Origin of the sequence: Pseudomonas sp. SWRI179, assembly GCF_014268705.1 — a bacterium.
Lineage (GTDB): Bacteria > Pseudomonadota > Gammaproteobacteria > Pseudomonadales > Pseudomonadaceae > Aquipseudomonas > Aquipseudomonas zanjanensis.
Genome location: NZ_JABWRA010000030.1, coordinates 1 through 20200, shown reverse-complemented (window position 1 = coordinate 20200; position 20200 = coordinate 1). Strand labels below are relative to the sequence as shown.

Annotated in this window: 14 protein-coding genes; 8 read left to right on the top strand and 6 right to left on the bottom strand. The window is 61.6% G+C overall.

Annotated features, from left to right (window positions below; all coding sequences use genetic code 11):
• Positions 1-228: 228 nt before the first annotated feature.
• The 3 genes from HU767_RS17540 to HU767_RS17530 form a co-directional block, all read right to left on the bottom strand.
• Positions 229-1605: a DUF3999 domain-containing protein gene (locus tag HU767_RS17540; protein WP_186706126.1), complete on the bottom strand. Its 1377-nt coding sequence runs from the start codon at positions 1603-1605 to the stop codon at positions 229-231.
• Complete coding sequence (locus HU767_RS17535) at positions 1602-5225, bottom strand: DUF2339 domain-containing protein (RefSeq protein ID WP_186730099.1); 3624 nt, start codon at positions 5223-5225, stop codon at positions 1602-1604. Before HU767_RS17535 ends, HU767_RS17540 begins: the two co-directional genes overlap by 4 nt.
• 284 nt (positions 5226-5509) lie before the next feature.
• Positions 5510-7960: a glycogen/starch/alpha-glucan phosphorylase gene (locus HU767_RS17530; protein WP_186706128.1), complete on the bottom strand. Its 2451-nt coding sequence runs from the start codon at positions 7958-7960 to the stop codon at positions 5510-5512.
• A gap of 254 nt (positions 7961-8214) precedes the next feature.
• Here HU767_RS17530 and HU767_RS17525 point away from each other — a divergent pair, with 254 nt between their 5' ends.
• Positions 8215-8652, top strand: coding sequence for a YkgJ family cysteine cluster protein (locus HU767_RS17525; RefSeq protein WP_003196865.1), 438 nt, complete (start codon positions 8215-8217; stop codon positions 8650-8652).
• A gap of 223 nt (positions 8653-8875) precedes the next feature.
• Here HU767_RS17525 and typA read toward each other — a convergent pair whose 3' ends face one another.
• Together typA and thiI are read right to left on the bottom strand one after the other, a co-directional pair.
• Complete coding sequence (gene typA, locus HU767_RS17520) at positions 8876-10696, bottom strand: translational GTPase TypA (protein ID WP_186706129.1); 1821 nt, start codon at positions 10694-10696, stop codon at positions 8876-8878.
• Between the two features lie 134 nt (positions 10697-10830).
• Positions 10831-12285 carry a tRNA uracil 4-sulfurtransferase ThiI gene (gene thiI / locus HU767_RS17515; protein ID WP_186706130.1) on the bottom strand — a complete coding sequence of 485 codons (1455 nt, stop codon included), beginning with the start codon at positions 12283-12285 and terminating at the stop codon, positions 10831-10833.
• Between the two features lie 328 nt (positions 12286-12613).
• Here thiI and glnA point away from each other — a divergent pair, with 328 nt between their 5' ends.
• From glnA to ntrC, 6 genes are all read left to right on the top strand, one after another.
• Complete coding sequence (gene glnA / locus HU767_RS17510) at positions 12614-14020, top strand: type I glutamate--ammonia ligase (protein ID WP_014336114.1); 1407 nt, start codon at positions 12614-12616, stop codon at positions 14018-14020.
• Between the two features lie 121 nt (positions 14021-14141).
• Positions 14142-14705: a chorismate mutase gene (locus tag HU767_RS17505; RefSeq protein WP_186730098.1), complete on the top strand. Its 564-nt coding sequence runs from the start codon at positions 14142-14144 to the stop codon at positions 14703-14705.
• A 255-nt stretch (positions 14706-14960) separates the two neighbouring features.
• Positions 14961-15476, top strand: a complete 516-nt coding sequence (locus HU767_RS17500) for a DUF4124 domain-containing protein (protein WP_186706139.1) — start codon at positions 14961-14963, stop codon at positions 15474-15476.
• Positions 15473-16096, top strand: a complete 624-nt coding sequence (locus tag HU767_RS17495) for a DUF4124 domain-containing protein (RefSeq protein ID WP_186706132.1) — start codon at positions 15473-15475, stop codon at positions 16094-16096. The genes HU767_RS17500 and HU767_RS17495 overlap by 4 nt, the downstream gene beginning before the upstream one ends.
• A gap of 253 nt (positions 16097-16349) precedes the next feature.
• Positions 16350-17435 (top strand): nitrogen regulation protein NR(II), encoded by a 1086-nt coding sequence (gene glnL / locus HU767_RS17490; protein WP_186730097.1) that lies wholly within the window; start codon positions 16350-16352, stop codon positions 17433-17435.
• Positions 17432-18868 (top strand): nitrogen regulation protein NR(I), encoded by a 1437-nt coding sequence (gene ntrC, locus HU767_RS17485; protein ID WP_186706133.1) that lies wholly within the window; start codon positions 17432-17434, stop codon positions 18866-18868. The genes glnL and ntrC overlap by 4 nt, the downstream gene beginning before the upstream one ends.
• 351 nt (positions 18869-19219) lie before the next feature.
• On the opposite strand, the gene HU767_RS17480 is transcribed toward ntrC, so the two are convergent.
• Positions 19220-19660, bottom strand: coding sequence for a hypothetical protein (locus tag HU767_RS17480; protein ID WP_186706134.1), 441 nt, complete (start codon positions 19658-19660; stop codon positions 19220-19222).
• On the opposite strand from HU767_RS17480, the gene trmL reads away from it, so the two are divergent.
• Entirely contained in the window at positions 19659-20114 is a 456-nt protein-coding gene (gene trmL / locus HU767_RS17475; protein ID WP_092173386.1) for a tRNA (uridine(34)/cytosine(34)/5-carboxymethylaminomethyluridine(34)-2'-O)-methyltransferase TrmL, read from the top strand. The genes HU767_RS17480 and trmL overlap by 2 nt on opposite strands.
• Positions 20115-20200: the final 86 nt, after the last annotated feature.

Genomic DNA, 20200 nt, shown 5'->3' with positions numbered 1-20200 from the left:
AAGAATAGGGGGCGGAAAACCCGCGCAGTTTAGCGCGAGTCGGGACTTAATTCCTCCTATGAGACGGGATATGGAGGATTGAGTTCACAGGCCGGCGGTTGCTCGTGGATTTTGGGTGGATGGAAGACCGCTTTCGCGAGCAAGCCCGCTCCCACATTGGAATGCGGACTCCTGTGGGAGCGGGCTTGCTCGCGAAACAGGCGACTCGGTTTATCGGTTGTCCCAAACTCAGGATTTGACCGGCGGCTTGCGCAGCAGGCTGAAGGCCATCGCCGCGAGGAACAGCACACTAAGCAGCAACACTGCCCACAAGCCGATTTTCTTCCAGTCACTACCCACCGCCGCAGGCGCAGATGCAGGGGCTACAGTCGGCGTCGAAGTGGCCGAGCCGTTCACTGTCGCCGTCCCCAGCGTCGCCAGGCGCGACGGTTTGTAATCGGGCACCAGCGTGGTCAATGGCAGGCTGGCCGTCTTGGCTGTCGCGCTGCCCAGCGCCAGGCGGTAGGGGCCTTCGCCCCGCGCCAGGAACACCACTTGGGTCGGACGCACGGCAAAGCGCAATGCTGGGGCTTCGGTTCCCAGGCCACCGCCGCGCTCGTCCACGGTCAATTTCAGTTGCTGCACGGTCTGGCCGGACAGTTGCAAACGGTTTTGCAGCACGTCCTGGCCGTTCTGGGTCAGGCGATAAAGCAAACCAGCGCCCAGCGGCTGCCACGGATGGCTGCTTTCGCGGCGGCCGGCCAGGGTCACCGGCGCCAGGCTGTTGGCCTGGCTCAGTTCGACCTCCACCTGTTCGATGTTCAGCCCCATGGGCAGCTGCCAGGTGTATTCACCGGTCTTCGTCGTGCTGCCGGCCAACGGCTGCGACCAGGCCAGTGGCAACGGCAGGTTTTCGCGGCTGGCGCTTTGCAACTGGGCCGAGGTCAGCACCGGCGCCGAGGATGGCGAATCCCACAGCAGCCGCAGGTAGCGCGCCGGCTGCCCCGGCAGGTTCACTTCATGCTGTTCGACCTGCTCGTCGGCAAAGGTCAGGCGCGCCACCTGGCCTTCGCCCCATGACTGCCAGTGCTGCAAATCGTCGCTGGCCTCAATGGTGAATCGCTGGAAGCCGTCGCGCTCGCTGGTCCAGTCGAGGATCAACTGCTGCAGCGGTGCCTTGATCGCACTGGCATCCAACAACCAGCCACGCAACGCCTCTTCCCCGGCTTCGAGCCGGCTGGCGGGTTGCACTTCCACCAGGGTGCCATTGGCGTTCGATTGCACCCGCACACTAGGCGCACGCTCGTTATCATCGGCGGCGTTGTACAGCGGGAACCACTTCACGTCGGTGAGGGTGCGGTTTTCCCGGCTCTGGGCCGACTCGCGCACCAAGGCGTAGGCCTGGGCCTGGCCGGCGGCGTTGAAGACCCGCAGGTCACTCAGGTCGGTCTGCCGCGCTTGCAATTGAACATCCAATGGCAATGGCAGGCGATACCACGGCCCTTCGCCGCTCAAGGCCAACGGCACCTGATGGGCGAAATCCGCCGGTTGCTCCTGGGCCGTAGCCGACAAGACCACCCACAAGCCGACCATACCCAGCCCGATCCGATTCAACGTGCGACTCAAGATGACACTCCCTCACTGACAGGCATCGGCGGCTCGACCGGTGAGGCCGTTTCCGGGCGTTTTGGCGGCAGCGGCGCGAAGTAGCCCACCACCAGCAACAACACGCCCACGCCGATAAACGACACGATCCGCGCCAGACCGCCACGGTTACTCAATTCGACAAAGAACAGCTTCGCCACGACCACGGCGATCAACGCCGCGCCCACCAGCCACACTTCCCGGCGATGGCGCAGGTGCCCCCCGATCATCAGGCCCAGGGCGATCAGGGTCCAGACAATGGACAAGCCGGCCTGCACGAACATTGACTCGAGCAACGCATCCAGCTCGTACGGCACGCCCATCCACTGGTGGGCAGTGCGCATCACCAGGGCAGTGAAGAACGCGAACAGCGACACACCGGCGATCAACTGGGCGATGTGCCCGACGCGACTCCAGCGGTTCGTCGATTGCGCCACGGCGTTGCGGGCCCACACATAGATACCGAACAAGGCGAACAGCAGGCCCAGCTCCAGGGGATTGAGCAACGGCACATAAGGCAGTGGCTCTGAGTTGCCATCACTGAAGGTGTTGGTCAGCCAGAACCAACCGAGCATCAACAGCGCCATGGGCGCCGCCGCATAGACACGGTATTCGCGCGGCTGGGCCGAGACCGGCCATGGCAAGGTACGCGGCGTGGCCATCAGCACCAGGTACAAGCCAGGCAGGATCGCCCAGGCCAGCCAGCGCCAGGCATTGTACTGCTCGGACAGCAACAGCAGGCCGTAACGCAACTCCAGCATCAACACCGCCATCAGCAACCAGCAACCGAGGACGTGGGCCGTGCTGCGCGCCTGCGCCGGCAGCGTCTCGGCCAAGCGCTTGAGCGAGAGGAAATGCACGGCGAATACCGCCAGCCAGGCCAGCCAACCAAAGTTCGCCGCCGGGTGGTAATGGCTGTGCCCCGTTGCCACCAGCACACAACCCGCCGCCGGGATCAACAAGGTGCACAGCAGCCCCAGCGCCGGCCATTTCAAGCGCAGCGACAATACGCTCCACACCGCCACGCTGAGCGCCGCGACCGCCAACAACAAGCTGCCTTGCAGATTCGCCGGGGCGAAGCGCAGCACTTCGCTGACCCACGCCAGCGCCCACCAACCGGCGCCCCAGATCAGCAACAGCTCGGACAGGCGCTGCAAGCTCAAGGCATCGAGTTCCTGCGCCACATGCGCCCGCTGCAGGCGCCATGCCCCTACCAGCGCTGCCAGCCCCAGCACCAACGGCGTCCAGAAGCCGCTATGGGCCAGGGGCCGCAGGTCCTCGGCATTGAGCGGCCCCAACAGCGCCGGCCCCGCCGTCAGGAACGCCGCACCGCCCAGCAGTTGCAGCAGCAGGCCGAAGACAAAGCTCACCCGTTGTTTCAGGTACAGGCTCAGCCAGATGATCAACAGGCCGCTGGCCGCCCATACGCCGCTCGCCGTTTGCCACGGCAGGACGAACAGCACCGCGAGATTGATCAGCACCAGCCCCGCCAGCAATACCACCGACAAGCCGCGCAGCAGCCGGACATCGTTGCGCACCATGTCGTCGCGCGCCGCCAGCAACATGCCGCCGATCAACGCCAGGCCGATCAGCGAAGCACTGAGCAAACCGCTCCAACCCGCGCTGAACACCGCTGACGCATCGCCCTCCGCACCTTGCAAGCGCAACAGGAACAGCGCGCCGCCGAGCAATTGCACCGCAAACGCCGTGAACAGGAAGCTACGCGATTGCAGGCGCAGGCCGACAAACAGCGTCGCCAAACCGGCGAGGGCCCAGGCAATGGCGGTGCCGTGGGTGAGGAAGAACAGCGGTGCCAGCAGATAGAGGAAACTCAGCCCCAGCACCGCCAGCATAGGCCGGCCTTGGCGTTCCCAATGCGAACAGTGTCCGGGTTCAGCCTTGAGCAACTGGTAGAAGGTGAACAGCAAGGCGCCGCCGAGCATCAATGCCCCCAGCGGTGAACCATCGAGCAGGCTGCCGTCGCCAGTGCGCAACTCGCTGAGGAACGCCAGTGCCGAGCCCACTTGCAGCAACAAGGCAAAAGCCCGGGCCAATGGACGTTGCTGGCGCAGGCCCAGCCAGAAGATCCCCGCGCCTTCCACGGCCCACGCCGCCGCGGTCCAACGGGCGTCGAGCCCCAACGGAATCGCCAGGCTGGCAAAAATCACCCCCAGGGCCAGGCAGGTTTCCGCCAACAGCAGGGCGCGCCCACCCATCAATAGCCGAGCCAGGCCCATGTAGATCATGCCCAGGGCCAGGGCGCTGAAGGCGGCGGCGAATTCAAGGTGCTGCACCAACGCGAACTGCAAGCCGAAGCCCACCAGCGGCGGGCCGAAGAGCATGCTGCCGTCCACGTAATCGCCCTTGCGCGCCGACCAGCGCAGCAACGCCTCGCGGCTAGCGTCCTCGGGAGCGTCGCTCATTTCCAACAATTTGCGCCGCGTGAACAGCAAGCCAATCGCCAGGTAGATGAGGAAGAACAGGATCAGGAACGGCTCGGTGCTCCACAGCAGTTCCGGTGCGTAGGAACGCAGGCCCCAGGCGAAACCGATGCCGAAGGTACCGACAAAACCGATCAGGTTGAGCAGGCGCCAGGCCTTGAACCAGGCAATCGCGAGGATGCCGGCATTGAGCAGGATGAAATAGCTGAACAGGGCAACGTGGTTGCCGCTGCCGGTGGAGGTCAGGATCGGGGCGGCAAACCCACCCAGCGCCGCAGCAGCAGCCAGGCCCATGGCGTTCTGCGTAACCGCGAGGATCGCCGAGAACACCGTGACCGCCACCAGCAAACCCAGGGCCGCCTTGGAATCGAGCAACGGATGCAGGCGCATGGCGGCGAACACCGTCAGGTACAGCACGGCGATCCCGGTCCCCTGGAGCATCAGCGCATAACTGCTGTTGCGTTGGCGCAACCACCAGCCCAGGCCCAGCAGGCCCAACGCACTGGCCGCGACACCGGCGTAACGCACTTCGATCGGCACCACCATGCCTTCGGTGGCGTAGCGCAGCAGGAACGCCAGGCCGAGGAACAACAGCAGCACACCGACTCGCAGCACGGTATTGCCGCCAAACAGCCAGTTGCGCGCGCCCGTCACGGCGCGGTCGAACAGATTCGGGCCGCGCGGGGCCGCCGGCTCCGCAGCGATCGGCTCCAGGGGCAAAGGGGCAAAGTCGCGGTTGGCACGTCGACTGGACGTCTCTGGCGCGGGCGTCCAAATGTCATCGGGCAACGGCTGGCTGGCCTGGCTGGCCATCGCGGAAACGGGTTCGAGGTCTGGCGGCAACTCCCAGACGAGCTGCGGCTCGGTGCGCGTTGCAGGGCGCGAGGCCTGGGGCTCGACTACCTCGGGCGCTGGCGCCGGATCAGGCGGTTCGGCCACATTGCCGCGTTCGAGAACCGCCAGGCGGGCTTCCAACGTGAGCACGCTCTGCTGGGCCTCTTGCAACAAGATCTGTTGCTTGGCCGCCTGGATAGCCAGGCGCCCCAGTCGAAACGACTGGGCGATGCCAAGCCCCACCAGTGCGCCTATCAGCGCATCGGCGAACGACTCGTCCACCACCCAGCCGAGTGCCAGGCCCAACAACGTCAAGATCCATTGCATGGTCGATATCCCTAAGCGGCCCGTTGCGGGCGTAACCGGGGTGATGCGGTGCCTGGATCAGTCTAGTGGAAACCCCCAAACCCTGTGGGAGCGAGCCTGCTCGCGAAAGGGCCTTCAAACCGAACATCAATGTTGGCTGACAGACCGCTTTCGCGAGCAGGCTCGCTCCCACAATGGCCCTATCTGACTGAGCCTATGACACCACAGCCCGGCGAAACTGGCGCCTAGTATATCGACGAAGCCCAACCGCCGTTGGGCTTCGCTCACATTTCTTGCAGTAAAGGCTATTCCAGGGCTTTCCAGATGTCGGTGGCGTATTCCCGGATAGTCCGGTCAGAGGAGAACCAGCCCATGCGCGCGGTGTTGAGCACCGCCGAGCGCCACCATTGCTTGGAGTCGTGCCACTTCTCTTCGACCTTGGCCTGGGCGTTCCAGTAGGCGTCGAAATCGGCGCACACCAGGAAGCGGTCGTAGTCCACCAGCGAGTCGACGAGACCGGCGTAGCGCATCGGGTCATCCGGCGAGAACACCCCGCCCCGAATCGCCTGCAACACATCGTTGAGGCGATGGGAGGCGGCGATGTCCGGCGCGGCGCTGAATTCGCCATTGCGCTTGCGCGCCTCCACCTGCTCGGCGGTCAGGCCGAAGATGAACATGTGCTCGCCACCGACGCGGTCATGCATTTCCACGTTGGCGCCGTCCATGGTGCCGATGGTCAGCGCGCCGTTGAGGCCGAACTTCATGTTGCTGGTGCCCGAGGCTTCGAAACCGGCGGTAGAAATCTGCTCCGACAAGTCCGCCGCCGGGATGATGCTTTCGGCCAGGCTGACGTTGTAGTTGGGCAGGAACACCACCTTGAGCAAGCCGCGCACGGTCGGGTCGTTGTTCACCACCCGGGCGATGTCGTTGGTCAATTTGATGATCAGCTTGGCCTGGTGATAACTGGCGGCGGCCTTGCCGGCGAAGATCTTCACCCGCGGCACCCAGTCCACTTCCGGCTCGGCACGAATCGCCTGGTACAACGCCACGGTGTGCATCAGGTTGAGCAATTGGCGCTTGTACTCGTGGATCCGCTTGACCTGCACGTCGAACATCGCCGCCGGGTTGACGGCGATGCCCAATCGTTCATGAATCAAGTAAGCCAGGGCCTTCTTGCTGTGCAGGCGCTGCTCGGCGAACTGCTTGCGAAACGCCGGCTTGTCGGCAAACGGTTCCAGTTCGATCAAGCGCTCCTCTGGGTTGTCAAGCACGCTCGGGCCGAGGGCGTCGACCATCATCGACGTCAATTCAGCGTTGGCCTGGAACAGCCAGCGGCGGAAGGTGATGCCGTTGGTCTTGTTGTTGATCCGCTCCGGATAGAGTTTGTGCAGTTCGGAGAACACCGTGCTGCGCATCAACTGGGTATGCAGCCCGGACACGCCATTGACGCTGTGGGAACCGAGGAACGCCAGGTTGCCCATGCGCACCCGGCGACCGTTGTCTTCCTCGATCAGCGACACCGCGCGCAGGACGTCGAAATCGTGCACACCCTTGGCCCGCAGCGAATCGATGTGCTGGGCGTTGATCAGGTAGATGATCTGCATGTGCCGGGGCAACATGCGCTCCATCAGCCCCACCGGCCAGGTTTCCAAGGCTTCGGGCAACAGCGTGTGATTGGTATACGACAGCGTGTCCTGGGTGACCTGCCAAGCCGCGTCCCAGGCCACGTCGTAGACATCCACCAATTGCCGCATCAACTCGGCCACGGCAATGGACGGGTGCGTGTCGTTGAGCTGGATGGCCGCGTGATCGCCCAGGGTCAGCACCGAGGTGTGCATGTTGCGATGCCGGCGCAGCAAGTCCTGCAACGAGGCGGCAACGAAGAAATACTCCTGGCGCAGGCGCAGCTCCTGGCCGGCTTCGGTGCTGTCGGCCGGGTACAGCACGCGGGAAATACTTTCGGCGCGAGCCACTTCGGCTACGGCGCCGAGGTGGTCGCCGGCATTGAAGCGCTCCAGGTGCAGCTCTTCCATGGCCCGGGCACGCCACAGGCGCAGGGTGTTGACGCTCGCGCCGCGCCAGCCCACCACTGGCGTGTCATAGGCAATGGCCCGCACGGTTTCGGCCGGAGACCAGACCTGGCGGGTCTTGCCGGTGTCATCGGTGACGGTCTCGACGCTGCCGCCAAAGCCGATCGGGTAGACCACTTCCGGACGTTCGAACTCCCACGGGTTGCCGAAATCCAGCCAGTGCTCGGTCTGCTCCTGCTGCCAGCCGTCGACGATAGCCTGGCGGAACAAGCCGTGTTCGTAACGAATACCGTAGCCATGGCCGGCGATACCCAGTGTGGACATGCTTTCCATGAAGCACGCCGCCAAGCGGCCAAGGCCACCGTTGCCCAGCGCCGCGTCGGGCTCGAGCAGGCGGATGCGCTCCAGGTCCACGCCCAGCTCAGTCAAGGCCTCACGGGCGGTGTCCAGCAAGCCGAGGTTGCTCAGGCTGTCGTAGAGCAAGCGACCGATGAGAAATTCCAGGGAAAGGTAATAGACCCGCTTCTGGCCCTTGCGGTAGATCTGCCGCGTGTGGTCCATCCAGTGTTCGACCATGTGGTCGCGGGCGGCGAGGGCAATGGCTTCGAACCAATCGTGATCAAACGCATGATCGGGGTCCTTGCCGACGGCATAAGTGAGTTTGGTCAACACGGCGTCGCGAAATGCCGCAACTTCAGCTTCGCGAACAAGTGGTTCTTGAGTCATTGATAAGACCTCGAACGAGCATGGAATTGTCTGAGCCTAGACGGTCTGACAGACGGTACAGGCTCTTGGTTCGGTGGATTTCCCCGAGTGTCGGAGAATCGCCGCCATGGAATTGCCGGATGGCCGAATGAATGCAGGGGCCGTGCCGGTCCGGACAGGTTTTGCCGGGATGCAAAAAAAACCGGCAGATGGTCGTTCAAAATTTCACCAGTCCCGGTATGATCGCGCGCCCTGATGCATGCTGGTAAACCGTGATGATGAAGCCCAACCTGATCGCCGCCGCGGAGATCGACCGACTCGATACCTGGGCCAAGTACTCCGCCCCGATGTGCGGTTCCTGCGTGTCGAGCTGCTGCACGCTGCCGGTGGAGGTCAAGATCAAGGACCTGATCCGCATTGGCATCGTCGATGAGTTCGAACTGGGCGACCCACCGAAGAACATCGCCAAGCGCCTGCAAAAGGAAGGGATCGTCGAGCGCTACAACCAGAAGTCGGAAATCTTCACGCTCCAGCGCATGAGCAACAACGATTGCCTTTATCTGGACCGCAAGAGCCGGCTGTGCACCATTTACGAGAAGCGCCCGGACACCTGCCGCAACCATCCTCGGGTCGGGCCACGGCCAGGCTATTGCGCCTACAAGCCCAAGGAAGTGGAGCGCGAGCGCAATCCGCGGACGTTGGACAAATTCTGATCGACTGCTAGTTTCTGCGGCGTTTTGCAGATCGCTTTCGCGAGCAAGCCCGCTCCCACAATGGATCTACGGCGGATACAAAATCTGTGTCCACTGAAGATCCACTGTGGGAGCGGGCTTGCTCGCGAAGGGGCCCTATCAGACACCCAATAATTTCCAGGCACAAAAAAACGCCCCCGGTCTCACAACCGGGGGCGTTTTCATTCAGCCGAGGCTAAGGCAATCAGTTCTTGGCTTTCTTGGCGGCGCGGGTACGCTCGCTTTCGTCCAGGATCTTCTTGCGCAGGCGGATCGACTTAGGCGTCACTTCGCACAGCTCGTCATCCTGGATGAATTCCAGGGCCTGTTCCAAAGTGAAGCGAACAGGTGGAACCAGGGCGATGGTTTCGTCTTTACCCGAAGCACGCATGTTGTCGAGCTTCTTGCCCTTGGTAGGGTTCACGCCCAGGTCGTTGTCACGGCTGTTCAGACCAACGATCTGACCGCCGTAGATTTCCTGGCCGTGCTCGACGAACAGCTTGCCACGCGCCTGGAGGGTTTCCAGGGAGTAGGTCAGCGCCTTGCCGGTTTCAACCGAAACCAGAACGCCGTTCTGACGGCCGGACATGTCGCCCGACTTCATCACGTCGTAACGGTCGAAGATCGAGGTCAGGATGCCAGCACCGTTGGTCAGGGTCAGGAACTGGTTACGGAAACCGATCAGACCACGAGCAGGGATGTTGTATTCCAGACGTACACGGCCTTTGCCATCCGGCACCATGTTGGTCAGGTCGCCCTTACGCAGGCCCATCTCTTCCATCACCTTGCCTTGGGATTCTTCCGGCAGGTCGATGGTGACGTTTTCGAACGGTTCGTGCTTCACGCCGTCAACCAGACGGATGATCACTTCCGGACGGCCTACAGCCATTTCGAAGCCTTCGCGACGCATGGTTTCGATCAGCACCGAGAGGTGCAGCTCGCCACGGCCGGAGACCTTGAACTTGTCAGCCGAGTCGCCTTCTTCAACGCGCAGTGCAACGTTGTACAGCAGCTCTTTGTCCAGACGTTCCTTGATGTTACGGGACGTCACGAACTTGCCTTCTTTACCGCAGAACGGCGAGTCGTTGACCTGGAAGGTCATGGAAACGGTTGGCTCGTCGACGGTCAACGGCTTCATCGCTTCAACGGTGTCCGGGTGGCACAGGGTGTCGGAGATGAACAGCGAGTCCATGCCGCTGATGCAGACGATGTCACCGGCGGCTGCTTCTTCAACGTCTACACGGTGCAGGCCGTGGTGACCCATCAGCTTCAGGATACGACCGTTGCGGCGCTTGCCGTCGGCGCCGACAGCCACGACCGGAGTGTTCGGCTTGACGCGACCACGAGCGATACGGCCAACACCGATAACACCCAGGAAGCTGTTGTAGTCCAGTGCCGAGATTTGCATCTGGAACGGACCGTCACGGTCGACTTTCGGCGCAGGTACGTTGTCGACGATCGACTGGTACAGCGGGGTCATGTCTTCGGCCATTTCGGTGTGGTCCAGACCGGCAATGCCGTTCAGGGCCGAGGCGTAGACGACTTTGAAGTCCAGCTGTTCTTCGGTGGCACCCAGGTTGTCGAACAGGTCGAAGATCTGGTCCAGAACCCAGTCTGGACGCGCGCCTGGACGGTCAACCTTGTTGATGCACACGATCGGACGCAGGCCGGCTTCGAACGCCTTCTTGGTCACGAAACGGGTTTGCGGCATAGGGCCGTCTTGAGCGTCAACCAGCAGCAGTACGGAGTCAACCATCGACATCACGCGCTCTACTTCACCACCGAAGTCGGCGTGGCCCGGGGTGTCCACGATGTTGATGTGGTAGCCGTTCCAGTTGATGGCGGTGTTTTTTGCCAGGATGGTAATACCGCGCTCTTTTTCCTGGTCGTTGGAGTCCATCACGCGCTCGTCGTTGAGCTCGTTGCGCTCCAGGGTGCCGGATTGACGCAAGAGTTTGTCTACCAGGGTGGTCTTACCATGGTCAACGTGAGCAATGATGGCGATGTTGCGTAGATTTTCGATCACTTGTGTATCTCGATCAGAGGATTCGGTGTGCTGACAGGTCGTGGCAGCGATTTACAGTAGAGTCCGACAGTTACAGCGTGTCGGCGGCGTCGGGGGGCCGGTGACGCAGGCCACAGGCAAACAGCCCCGGGCACTTAGCTCGGTCGATAAACGCGCACATTGGCATGCCCCTCACTGAGCAAATGGTGGGCATGCAGGCGACTCATCACGCCTTTGTCGCAATAGAGCAGGTACTGGCGAGTAGGGTCCAGTTCCTTGAAACGCGCGTTCACTGCATAGAACGGCATCGTTTTTACCTCGATGCCGGCGACACTCAGCGGGTCGTCTTCAGCGTCATCCGGGTGGCGGATGTCGATGATGATCTGACCGGCCAGTGCTTCGCCGACTTCTTCAATTTGAACATCCTGGCCCAACTCATCGATGACTCGATCGATCGGCACCAGCCTGGCGTTTTCGAGCGCTCGCTCGAGCACCGCCATGTCGAATTCTTTCTCTTCGTGCTCTACCCGCCCGCGCTTGGCCGCCGTCTTCGGATTGACCGAGATGACGCCGCAGTACTCAGGCATATGCCGGGCAAACTCGGCGGTGCCGATTTCGTTGGCCTGGTCGATGATGTCCTGCTTGTGGCTGGCGATCAGCGGCCGCAAGACCAGCTTCTCGGTCACGCAGTCGATCACCGACAGGTTCGGCAACGTCTGGCTCGACACCTGGGAAATCGCCTCGCCGGTCACCAGTGCATCGATTTGCAGGCGGTCGGCAATGCTCGACGCGGCACGCAACATCATACGCTTCAAAATGACGCCCATATGACTGTTATCGACTTTGCCGAGAATCTCGCCCAGGACTTCCTCGAACGGCACACTCACAAATAACACGCGTTGGGAGCTGCCGTACTTCTTCCAGATGAAGTGCGCCACTTCCATTACGCCCAATTCATGGGCGCGCCCGCCCAGGTTGAAGAAGCAGAAATGGCTCATCAATCCGCGACGCATGATCTGGTAGGCGGCTACCGTGGAGTCGAAGCCACCGGACATCAGCACCAGGGTCTGCTCCAGCGAACCCAGCGGATAACCGCCGATGCTGTTGTGCTGGCTGTGGATCACGAACAGCCGCTGGTCGCGAATTTCGATGCGGACTTCGATTTCCGGGTCTTTCAACGAAATACCGGCCGCGCCGCACTGCCGGCGCAACTGGCTGCCGACGTACTTCTCCACATCCATCGAGCTGAACGCATGCTTGCCCGCACGCTTGCAACGCACCGAAAAGATCTTGCCGGTCAGTGCGTCACCATAATGAAGCATGCACTTGGCAAGGATGTCGTCGAAATCACCCAACGGGTATTCATCGACTTGCAGGAAATGCGCGATGCCCGGCATGCAGCTCAGGCGCTCGGTCATTTCCTTGAGGACCTTGGGTTCGCTGACACGGGTTTCCAGCTCGAGGTTGTCCCACACGCCATTCACCACCACAGCCGGGTCCAGGTCTCGGAGCACGGCACGGATGTTCTTGGCCAACTGGCGGATGAAACGCATCCGTACCGGGCGGCTCTTGATGGTGATCTCGGGGAAGACTTTTACGATTAGTTTCATGAAAACAGCGCGCGAACGGCCAGCCGAAAAAGGGGGGCGCGGATTATAGCGGAAATTGCTCAAGGTTTAACCAGTTTCTGTGCAGATGGTTTTGCATGCACCAAAACAGGTCGTTATCGATTGACGGCGCCACATTGCAGTGCGTTATTGTCTGACAATCTGTGATTTACGCCTTTAAAAGCGTGGATTTGGTGCAAAAAACCCATGGTGGGGCACTGGCATGCAATTTGCTCCCTTGTGAGGCAGGTTGCCTTGGCAGAGTATTCGCGCCGGCATCACCCATATCTAAGGGCACTCCACTACCCGCCCGAAGCCACCCGGAGGACATATGTCGAAGTCGGTTCAACTCATCAAAGATCATGACGTCAAGTGGATTGATCTGCGCTTCACTGACACCAAAGGCACTCAACATCACGTGACCATGCCGGCCCGTGATGCGCTGGACGACGAATTCTTCGAAATCGGCAAGATGTTCGACGGTTCCTCCATCTCTGGCTGGAAAGGCATCGAAGCCTCCGACATGATCCTGATGCCGGACGACGAAACCGCCGTCCTGGACCCGTTCACCGAAGAGCCGACCCTGATCCTGGTCTGCGACATCATCGAACCTTCGACCATGCAAGGCTATGACCGCGACCCACGCGCCATCGCCCACCGTGCCGAGGAATACCTGAAGTCCACCGGTATCGGCGACACCGCTTTCTTCGGTCCTGAGCCTGAGTTCTTCATCTTCGACTCGGTCAAGTTCAAGTCCGACATCTCCGGCTCGATGTTCAAGATCTTCTCCGAACAAGGTTCGTGGATGTCCGACCAGGACGTGGAAGGCGGCAACAAAGGCCACCGCCCAGGTATCAAGGGCGGTTACTTCCCGGTTCCACCGTTCGACTTCGACCACGAGATCCGTACCTCCATGTGCAACGCACTGGAAGAAATGGGCCAGACCGTCGAAGTTCACCACCACGAAGTGGCGACTGCCGGCCAGAACGAAATCGGCGTGAAATTCAACACGCTGGTCAAGAAGGCTGACGAAGTTCAGACCCTCAAGTACTGCGTGCACAACGTGGCTGACGCCTACGGCCGCACCGCGACCTTCATGCCGAAGCCTCTGTACGGCGACAACGGTTCGGGCATGCACGTCCACATGTCGATCTCCAAGGACGGCAAGAACACCTTCGCAGGCGAAGGCTATGCCGGCCTGTCGGACACTGCCCTGTACTTCATCGGCGGTATCATCAAGCACGGTAAGGCCCTGAACGGCTTCACCAACCCGTCGACCAACTCCTACAAGCGTCTGGTCCCAGGCTTCGAAGCTCCGGTCATGCTGGCCTACTCGGCTCGCAACCGTTCCGCCTCGATCCGTATTCCTTACGTGAACAGCCCTAAAGCCCGCCGTATCGAAGCACGCTTCCCGGATCCGGCTGCCAACCCGTACCTGGCCTTCGCTGCACTGATGATGGCCGGCCTGGATGGTATCCAGAACAAGATCCACCCTGGCGATGCCGCTGACAAAAACCTGTATGACCTGCCGCCTGAAGAGGCCAAGGAAATCCCACAGGTCTGTGGCAGCCTGAAAGAAGCCCTGGAAGAGCTGGACAAGGGCCGTGCATTCCTGACCAAGGGCGGCGTATTCAGCGATGACTTCATCGACGCTTACATCGCGCTGAAAAGCGAAGAAGAAATCAAGGTTCGCACCTTCGTACACCCACTGGAATATGAGCTGTACTACAGCTGCTGATCCAGTAAGCGCCGCCACGCACGGCGTGAACTAAAGAGAGGCCTCCTTCGGGAGGCCTTTTTTATGGGTGCAGGTTAAGTGCATGATGCCTCGTCGCTCCCCACAGAAGACGAGACTGACCATGACGTTGCGCTTCAAGCTCTGCCTTGCCCTGTCTGCCGCGCTGCTGGCTACCACCGCCGAAGCCGCCTCGACCCCCGCCCCTGACGACCTCACCCCGCTGCTCAACGCCATTGGCGAACGCCTGGCCATCGCCGACCAGGTAGCGTTGAGCAAATGGGACAGTGGCAAACCTGTAGAGGACCGTCAGCGCGAGCGTGAAGTCATTGCCGCCGCCGTTGCCCAGGCGCCGGCCTACAAGCTGAGTGGTGAAACCGTGGAAGCGTTTTTCGCCGCCCAGATAGAAGCCAACAAGATGGTGCAATACATCAACTTGTCCGACTGGGCCCTGGACGGCAAGGCCCCGGACCTGCCACGCCCGGACTTGGTAGGCGAGATCCGCCCACAACTTGATCGACTGCAAAAACGCCTGCTGCAACAACTGGCCGATTTCGCCCCCTACCGCACCGACCCGCACTGCCCGCAATGGCTGGCCCAAGCCACCCACCACAACAAACAGCACCCCATACACAGGCTCGCCTTGATCCGGGCAACCGGCGGACTGTGTATCTCCCCGAAATCCTGAGCCACCTCCCTTCCCCTATGGGAGCGAGCTCCCACAGGGGTTTTGCATTGAGTACAAGAGGTGTGCTCACAACTGATTCCTGTGGGAGCGGGCTTGCTCGCGAAGGGGACGGCACATTCAATATCTCAGCGACTGACACACCGCCTTCGCGAGCAAGCCCGCTCCCACAGGGGATTTGCTGTGAACACAACACTGGGCCAACCATCCGCCCTGGCCTATGCTGCATCCATCACTTTGGTTTTCGGTCGATTTCCCATGGGTCGCGGTTTTTCAATCATCCTGTTGCTGCTGGCACTGCCCGCCGCCGCGCAGATCTACAAGTACACCGACGCCGAGGGCAACACCGCCTACAGCAACCAGCCACCCCAAGGCGTACCGGCGCAGACGGTGGAGTTGCCGCCGCTCAACAGCATCGAACGTCAATCCCCGACCAGCCCGGACACGCCACCAGCCCCCGCGAACAGCGACGAGCCGCGCAATGCCTATGAGATCCTGGAACTGATCGACATCCCCACCGAGGAGGCCCTGCGAGCCAACAACGGCACCTTCACCGTGGGCGTGCGTACCCAACCGCGCCTGCGCAGCCCCCATCTGTTCCGTTTGCTGCTGGACGGGCAGCCCTACGGCCAGCCGAGCAACGTGCCGCGCCTGCAATTGATGAATATCGATCGGGGCGAACACAGCCTGGCGGTTCAGGTCATCGACGGAGAGAACCTTGTGCAGCAAAGCGAAACCGTCACGTTCACCGTGCAACGGGTGCACCGACCATGATCCGCTGGTGGCTCGCCCTTGGCCTGGCATTGGCGGCGCTGCCCGGGGTGGCGCAGGTCTACACCTACATCGATGCCCAGGGTAATCGCGTGTTCACCGATCAGCCGCGCCCTGGCAACGCAAAGAAAGTCCAAGTGTCACCCGGCAACCGGATGCCGACGCCGCCCGCGAGCACACCCTCGGCGCCTGCGGCCGAAGCCCGGCCCGAGCCGCTGTTCCATTACGAAATGCTCCGGCTGTTGATACCCGAGCCGGACGCGACGATACGCAGCACCGCAGGCGAACTGATCGTCAGCGTCACCAGCGAGCCCGGCCTGAAAAAAGGCCACCGCTACCGGCTGTTGCTCGACGGCCAGCCGACGGGCGCGCCGGGGCCGAGCCCGGTATTCGCCTTGAGTAATATCGATCGAGGCACTCATCACCTGGCGGTCGAAATCCTCGACGAGCAGGACCGCATCGTCGAGCGCACCGCCAACCAGCCCTTCCACATGCAGCGCATGTCCCTGGCGCAAAAGCGCCGCATCAAGCCCTGCGCCACGGCCGACTACGGTCAACGGCCCGAGTGCCCTCTCGCCGAAAAACCTGAAGAAGAAAAAAGCAGCATCTTGCCGTTCTTCTAACACCGCCCACACCGACGCACTATATTGGTGCAACAGCTTGCACGATACCCAGTTCCAAAACCCATTTTGGTTCGAAAGTACCCGAAAAAGCTGGCAGAACGCCACGCAACCGACCGAAAAACACCCTTTTGAGGCTCTAAACGCTTCTTTTCGGAGCCTTGGTTTGGTTTTTGCATTTTCCTCGCAACAGCGCATTAATCGCGCGCGCAATTTGGGATCGGTCCCCAGTTGCTACGCTCCAAAAGAGGTCCTGATGACCATTAGCGACGCACTACACCGCTTGCTGCTCGACAACCTCACCACCGCGACCATCCTGCTCGACGCCGAATTGCGCCTCGAGTATATGAACCCGGCGGCGGAGATGCTCCTGGCCGTCAGCGGCCAGCGCAGTCACGGGCAGTTCATCAGCGAGTTATTCACCGAATCCGCCGAAGCGCTCAACTCCCTGCGCCAAGCGGTGGAGCAGGCCCACCCGTTCACCAAGCGTGAAGCAATGCTCACCGCCCTGACCGGCCAGACCCTGACCGTGGATTACGCCGTCACGCCGATCCTGAACAACGGTGCCACTTTGCTGCTGCTGGAAGTCCATCCCCGTGATCGACTGCTGCGCATCACCAAGGAAGAGGCGCAATTGTCCAAGCAGGAAACCAGCAAGATGCTGGTGCGCGGTCTCGCCCATGAAATCAAGAACCCCCTCGGCGGGATACGTGGCGCGGCGCAGTTGCTCGCCCGCGAACTGCCGGAAGAAAGCCTCAAGGACTACACCAACGTCATCATCGAGGAAGCCGACCGCCTGCGGAACCTGGTGGACCGCATGCTGGGTTCGAACAAGCTGCCATCCCTGGCGCTGTGCAACGTCCATGAAGTGCTGGAGCGCGTCGGCAGCCTGGTGGAAGCCGAAAGCCAGGGCTGCATCACCTTGGTGCGCGACTATGACCCGAGCATTCCCGATGTCTTGATCGACCGCGAACAAATGATCCAGGCCGTACTGAACATCGTGCGTAACGCGATGCAGGCCATCAGCAGCCAGAACGAACTGCGCCTGGGCCGCATCAGCCTGCGGACCCGCGCCATGCGCCAGTTCACCATCGGCCATGTGCGCCATCGCCTGGTGACCAAGATCGAAATCATCGACAACGGCCCGGGCATCCCAGCCGAGCTGCAGGAAACCATCTTTTTCCCCATGGTCAGCGGCCGTCCGGACGGTACCGGGCTGGGCCTGGCCATTACCCAGAACATCATCAGTCAGCATCAGGGCTTGATCGAATGTGAGAGCCACCCCGGCCACACCACCTTCTCGATCTTCCTGCCACTGGAACAAGGAGCCACATCGACATGAGCCGTAGTGAAACCGTGTGGATCGTCGATGACGACCGTTCTATCCGTTGGGTCCTGGAGAAAGCCTTGCAACAGGAAGGCATGACCACCCAGAGCTTCGACAGCGCCGATGGGGTGATGAGTCGCCTGGCGCGTCAGCAACCGGACGTCATCATTTCCGACATCCGCATGCCGGGCGCCAGCGGCCTCGATCTGTTGGCGCGGATTCGCGAACAGCATCCGCGCCTGCCGGTGATCATCATGACCGCCCATTCCGACCTGGACAGCGCCGTGGCGTCCTACCAGGGCGGCGCTTTTGAATACCTGCCCAAGCCATTCGACGTCGACGAAGCGGTGTCGCTGGTCAAGCGCGCCAACCAGCACGCCCAGGAGCAACAGGGCCTGGAAGAAGTGCCGGCCTTGGCCCGCACCCCGGAAATCATCGGCGAAGCGCCGGCGATGCAGGAAGTGTTTCGCGCCATCGGGCGCTTGAGCCACTCCAACATCACCGTGCTGATCAACGGCGAGTCGGGCACTGGTAAAGAACTGGTGGCCCACGCCCTGCACCGCCACAGCCCACGGGCGGCGTCGCCGTTCATCGCGTTGAACATGGCGGCGATTCCCAAGGACCTGATGGAGTCCGAACTGTTCGGCCATGAGAAAGGCGCGTTCACCGGCGCGGCCAACCTGCGCCGCGGGCGCTTCGAGCAAGCCGACGGCGGCACGCTGTTCCTCGATGAAATCGGCGACATGCCGGCTGACACCCAGACCCGCCTGCTGCGCGTATTGGCCGATGGCGAGTTCTATCGGGTCGGCGGCCATACGCCGGTCAAAGTCGATGTGCGCATCATAGCCGCGACCCACCAGAACCTGGAAACCCTGGTACACGCCGGCAAATTCCGTGAGGACTTGTTCCATCGCCTGAACGTGATCCGCATCCATATCCCGCGCCTGGCGGACCGTCGTGAAGACATCCCGACCCTGGCCCGGCACTTCCTCAGCCGCGCGGCCCAGGAACTGGCGGTCGAGCCCAAGCTGCTCAAGAGCGAAACCGAGGAATACCTCAAGAACCTGCCGTGGCCGGGCAACGTGCGCCAGTTGGAGAACACCTGCCGCTGGATCACGGTGATGGCTTCGGGTCGCGAAGTGCACATCAGCGACCTGCCGCCGGAGCTGTTGAGCCTGCCGCAGGATTCGGCCCCGGTGACCAACTGGGAACAAGCCCTGCGCCAGTGGGCCGACCAGGCCCTCGCCCGTGGCCAGTCGAGCCTGTTGGACAGTGCCGTGCCCAGCTTCGAGCGGATCATGATCGAAACCGCCCTCAAGCACACCGCCGGCCGCCGCCGCGACGCCGCCGTGCTACTGGGCTGGGGCCGCAATACCTTGACCCGCAAGATCAAGGAATTGGGGATGAAGGTCGATGGAGGGGATGATGATGATGGGGATGAGGGCTGATCGGCCTTTAACCCTGTGGGAGCGGGCTTGCTCGCGAAAGCGGTGTGTCAGTTGACATCAATGTCGCCTGAAACACCGCTTTCGCGAGCAAGCCCGCTCCCACATTGGATCTTTGTGCACCGCATCAATGCACTGCGAACCGCAATTGCGCATACACAACGAGCCAAACCCCATCGACCCCGTTCGAAAAAAACCGCACAAATAAAAACAAAAGCCCCGGAATACGGGGCTTTTCGCATCACCAGCGGTCTTTTTGTGACAAACCATTTAAAACTGGCACGCCCCCTGCAATAGCTAGATCACTACCCAGTTTCGGGGACCTTGGTACAGGCAGGCCGGGGATTCCCTCTTTTATTGCTCCTGGAGACGGACCTCCAGCCGCCAGCGATCATCGACTTCGCTGCCGGTCCACTCCCCTCGCAACGGACGCGCCGCCACCAGCGTCAGCAACAACCCCTTGTCACTCAAACGCACCCGCCAGTTCACGTCCTTGCCGTTGACTTTCAACTGGCCCTTCTGCGGCCGGCCTTCTGCCTGGAACAGCAGCGCCACCGAGCCGTCGACGATTTCCCCATGGAGCTTGGGTTCATTGTTGAACCAGGCCACCAGCACCCCGTCTGTCACTTCGACCTGTTGCAACGCGCTCGGGTCGGGCGTGGTCAGGCGCCCGATCATCAGCCCCACCATCATGCCGACGATCGCCAACGAACCCATCACCCGAGGCATTAGCTTCGAACGTCGGTCGGTTTGCGGCGTAGAATGCCGCTCATCTTTATCTGCGGAGCCGTGCATGTTTCACGTCATCCTTTTTCAACCGGAAATACCGCCCAATACCGGCAACGTCATCAGGCTGTGCGCCAACAGCGGCTGCCACCTGCATTTGATCGAACCGCTGGGCTTCGACATGGACGACAAGCGCTTGCGCCGGGCCGGCCTCGACTACCACGAGTATGCCACCTTGCAGCGTCACGCCGACCTCGCCAGTTGCCTGGAGAGCCTCGGGCATCCGCGTCTGTTCGCCTTTACCACCAAGGGTTCGCGGCCGTTCCATGACGCCAGCTTCGTTGCCGGTGATGCGTTCCTGTTCGGCCCGGAAAGCCGTGGCCTGCCGGCTGACGTGTTGGACGCCCTGCCCGCCGAGCAGCGCCTGCGCCTGCCGATGCGCGAAGGCTGCCGCAGCCTGAACCTGTCCAATACCGTGGCGGTGGCGGTTTATGAGGCGTGGCGGCAGAACGGCTTTCAATAACACCGCATAACAAATGTGGGAGCGGGCTTGCTCGCGAAAGCGGTGTGTCAGGCGACATTGATGTTAACTGACACACCGCTTTCGCG

Excerpts from the sequence above, each read along its gene's own strand:
- HU767_RS17535 (WP_186730099.1), bottom strand. The coding sequence starts at position 5,225 with ATGCAATGGATCTTGACGTTGTTGGGCCTGGCACTCGGCTGGGTGGTG.
- HU767_RS17530 (WP_186706128.1), bottom strand. The coding sequence starts at position 7,960 with ATGACTCAAGAACCACTTGTTCGCGAAGCTGAAGTTGCGGCATTTCGC.
- HU767_RS17525 (WP_003196865.1), top strand. The coding sequence starts at position 8,215 with ATGATGAAGCCCAACCTGATCGCCGCCGCGGAGATCGACCGACTCGAT.
- thiI (WP_186706130.1), bottom strand. The coding sequence starts at position 12,285 with ATGAAACTAATCGTAAAAGTCTTCCCCGAGATCACCATCAAGAGCCGC.
- glnA (WP_014336114.1), top strand. The coding sequence starts at position 12,614 with ATGTCGAAGTCGGTTCAACTCATCAAAGATCATGACGTCAAGTGGATT.
- HU767_RS17505 (WP_186730098.1), top strand. The coding sequence starts at position 14,142 with ATGACGTTGCGCTTCAAGCTCTGCCTTGCCCTGTCTGCCGCGCTGCTG.
- HU767_RS17500 (WP_186706139.1), top strand. The coding sequence starts at position 14,961 with ATGGGTCGCGGTTTTTCAATCATCCTGTTGCTGCTGGCACTGCCCGCC.
- HU767_RS17495 (WP_186706132.1), top strand. The coding sequence starts at position 15,473 with ATGATCCGCTGGTGGCTCGCCCTTGGCCTGGCATTGGCGGCGCTGCCC.
- glnL (WP_186730097.1), top strand. The coding sequence starts at position 16,350 with ATGACCATTAGCGACGCACTACACCGCTTGCTGCTCGACAACCTCACC.
- ntrC (WP_186706133.1), top strand. The coding sequence starts at position 17,432 with ATGAGCCGTAGTGAAACCGTGTGGATCGTCGATGACGACCGTTCTATC.
- trmL (WP_092173386.1), top strand. The coding sequence starts at position 19,659 with ATGTTTCACGTCATCCTTTTTCAACCGGAAATACCGCCCAATACCGGC.
- HU767_RS17480 (WP_186706134.1), bottom strand. The coding sequence starts at position 19,660 with ATGCACGGCTCCGCAGATAAAGATGAGCGGCATTCTACGCCGCAAACC.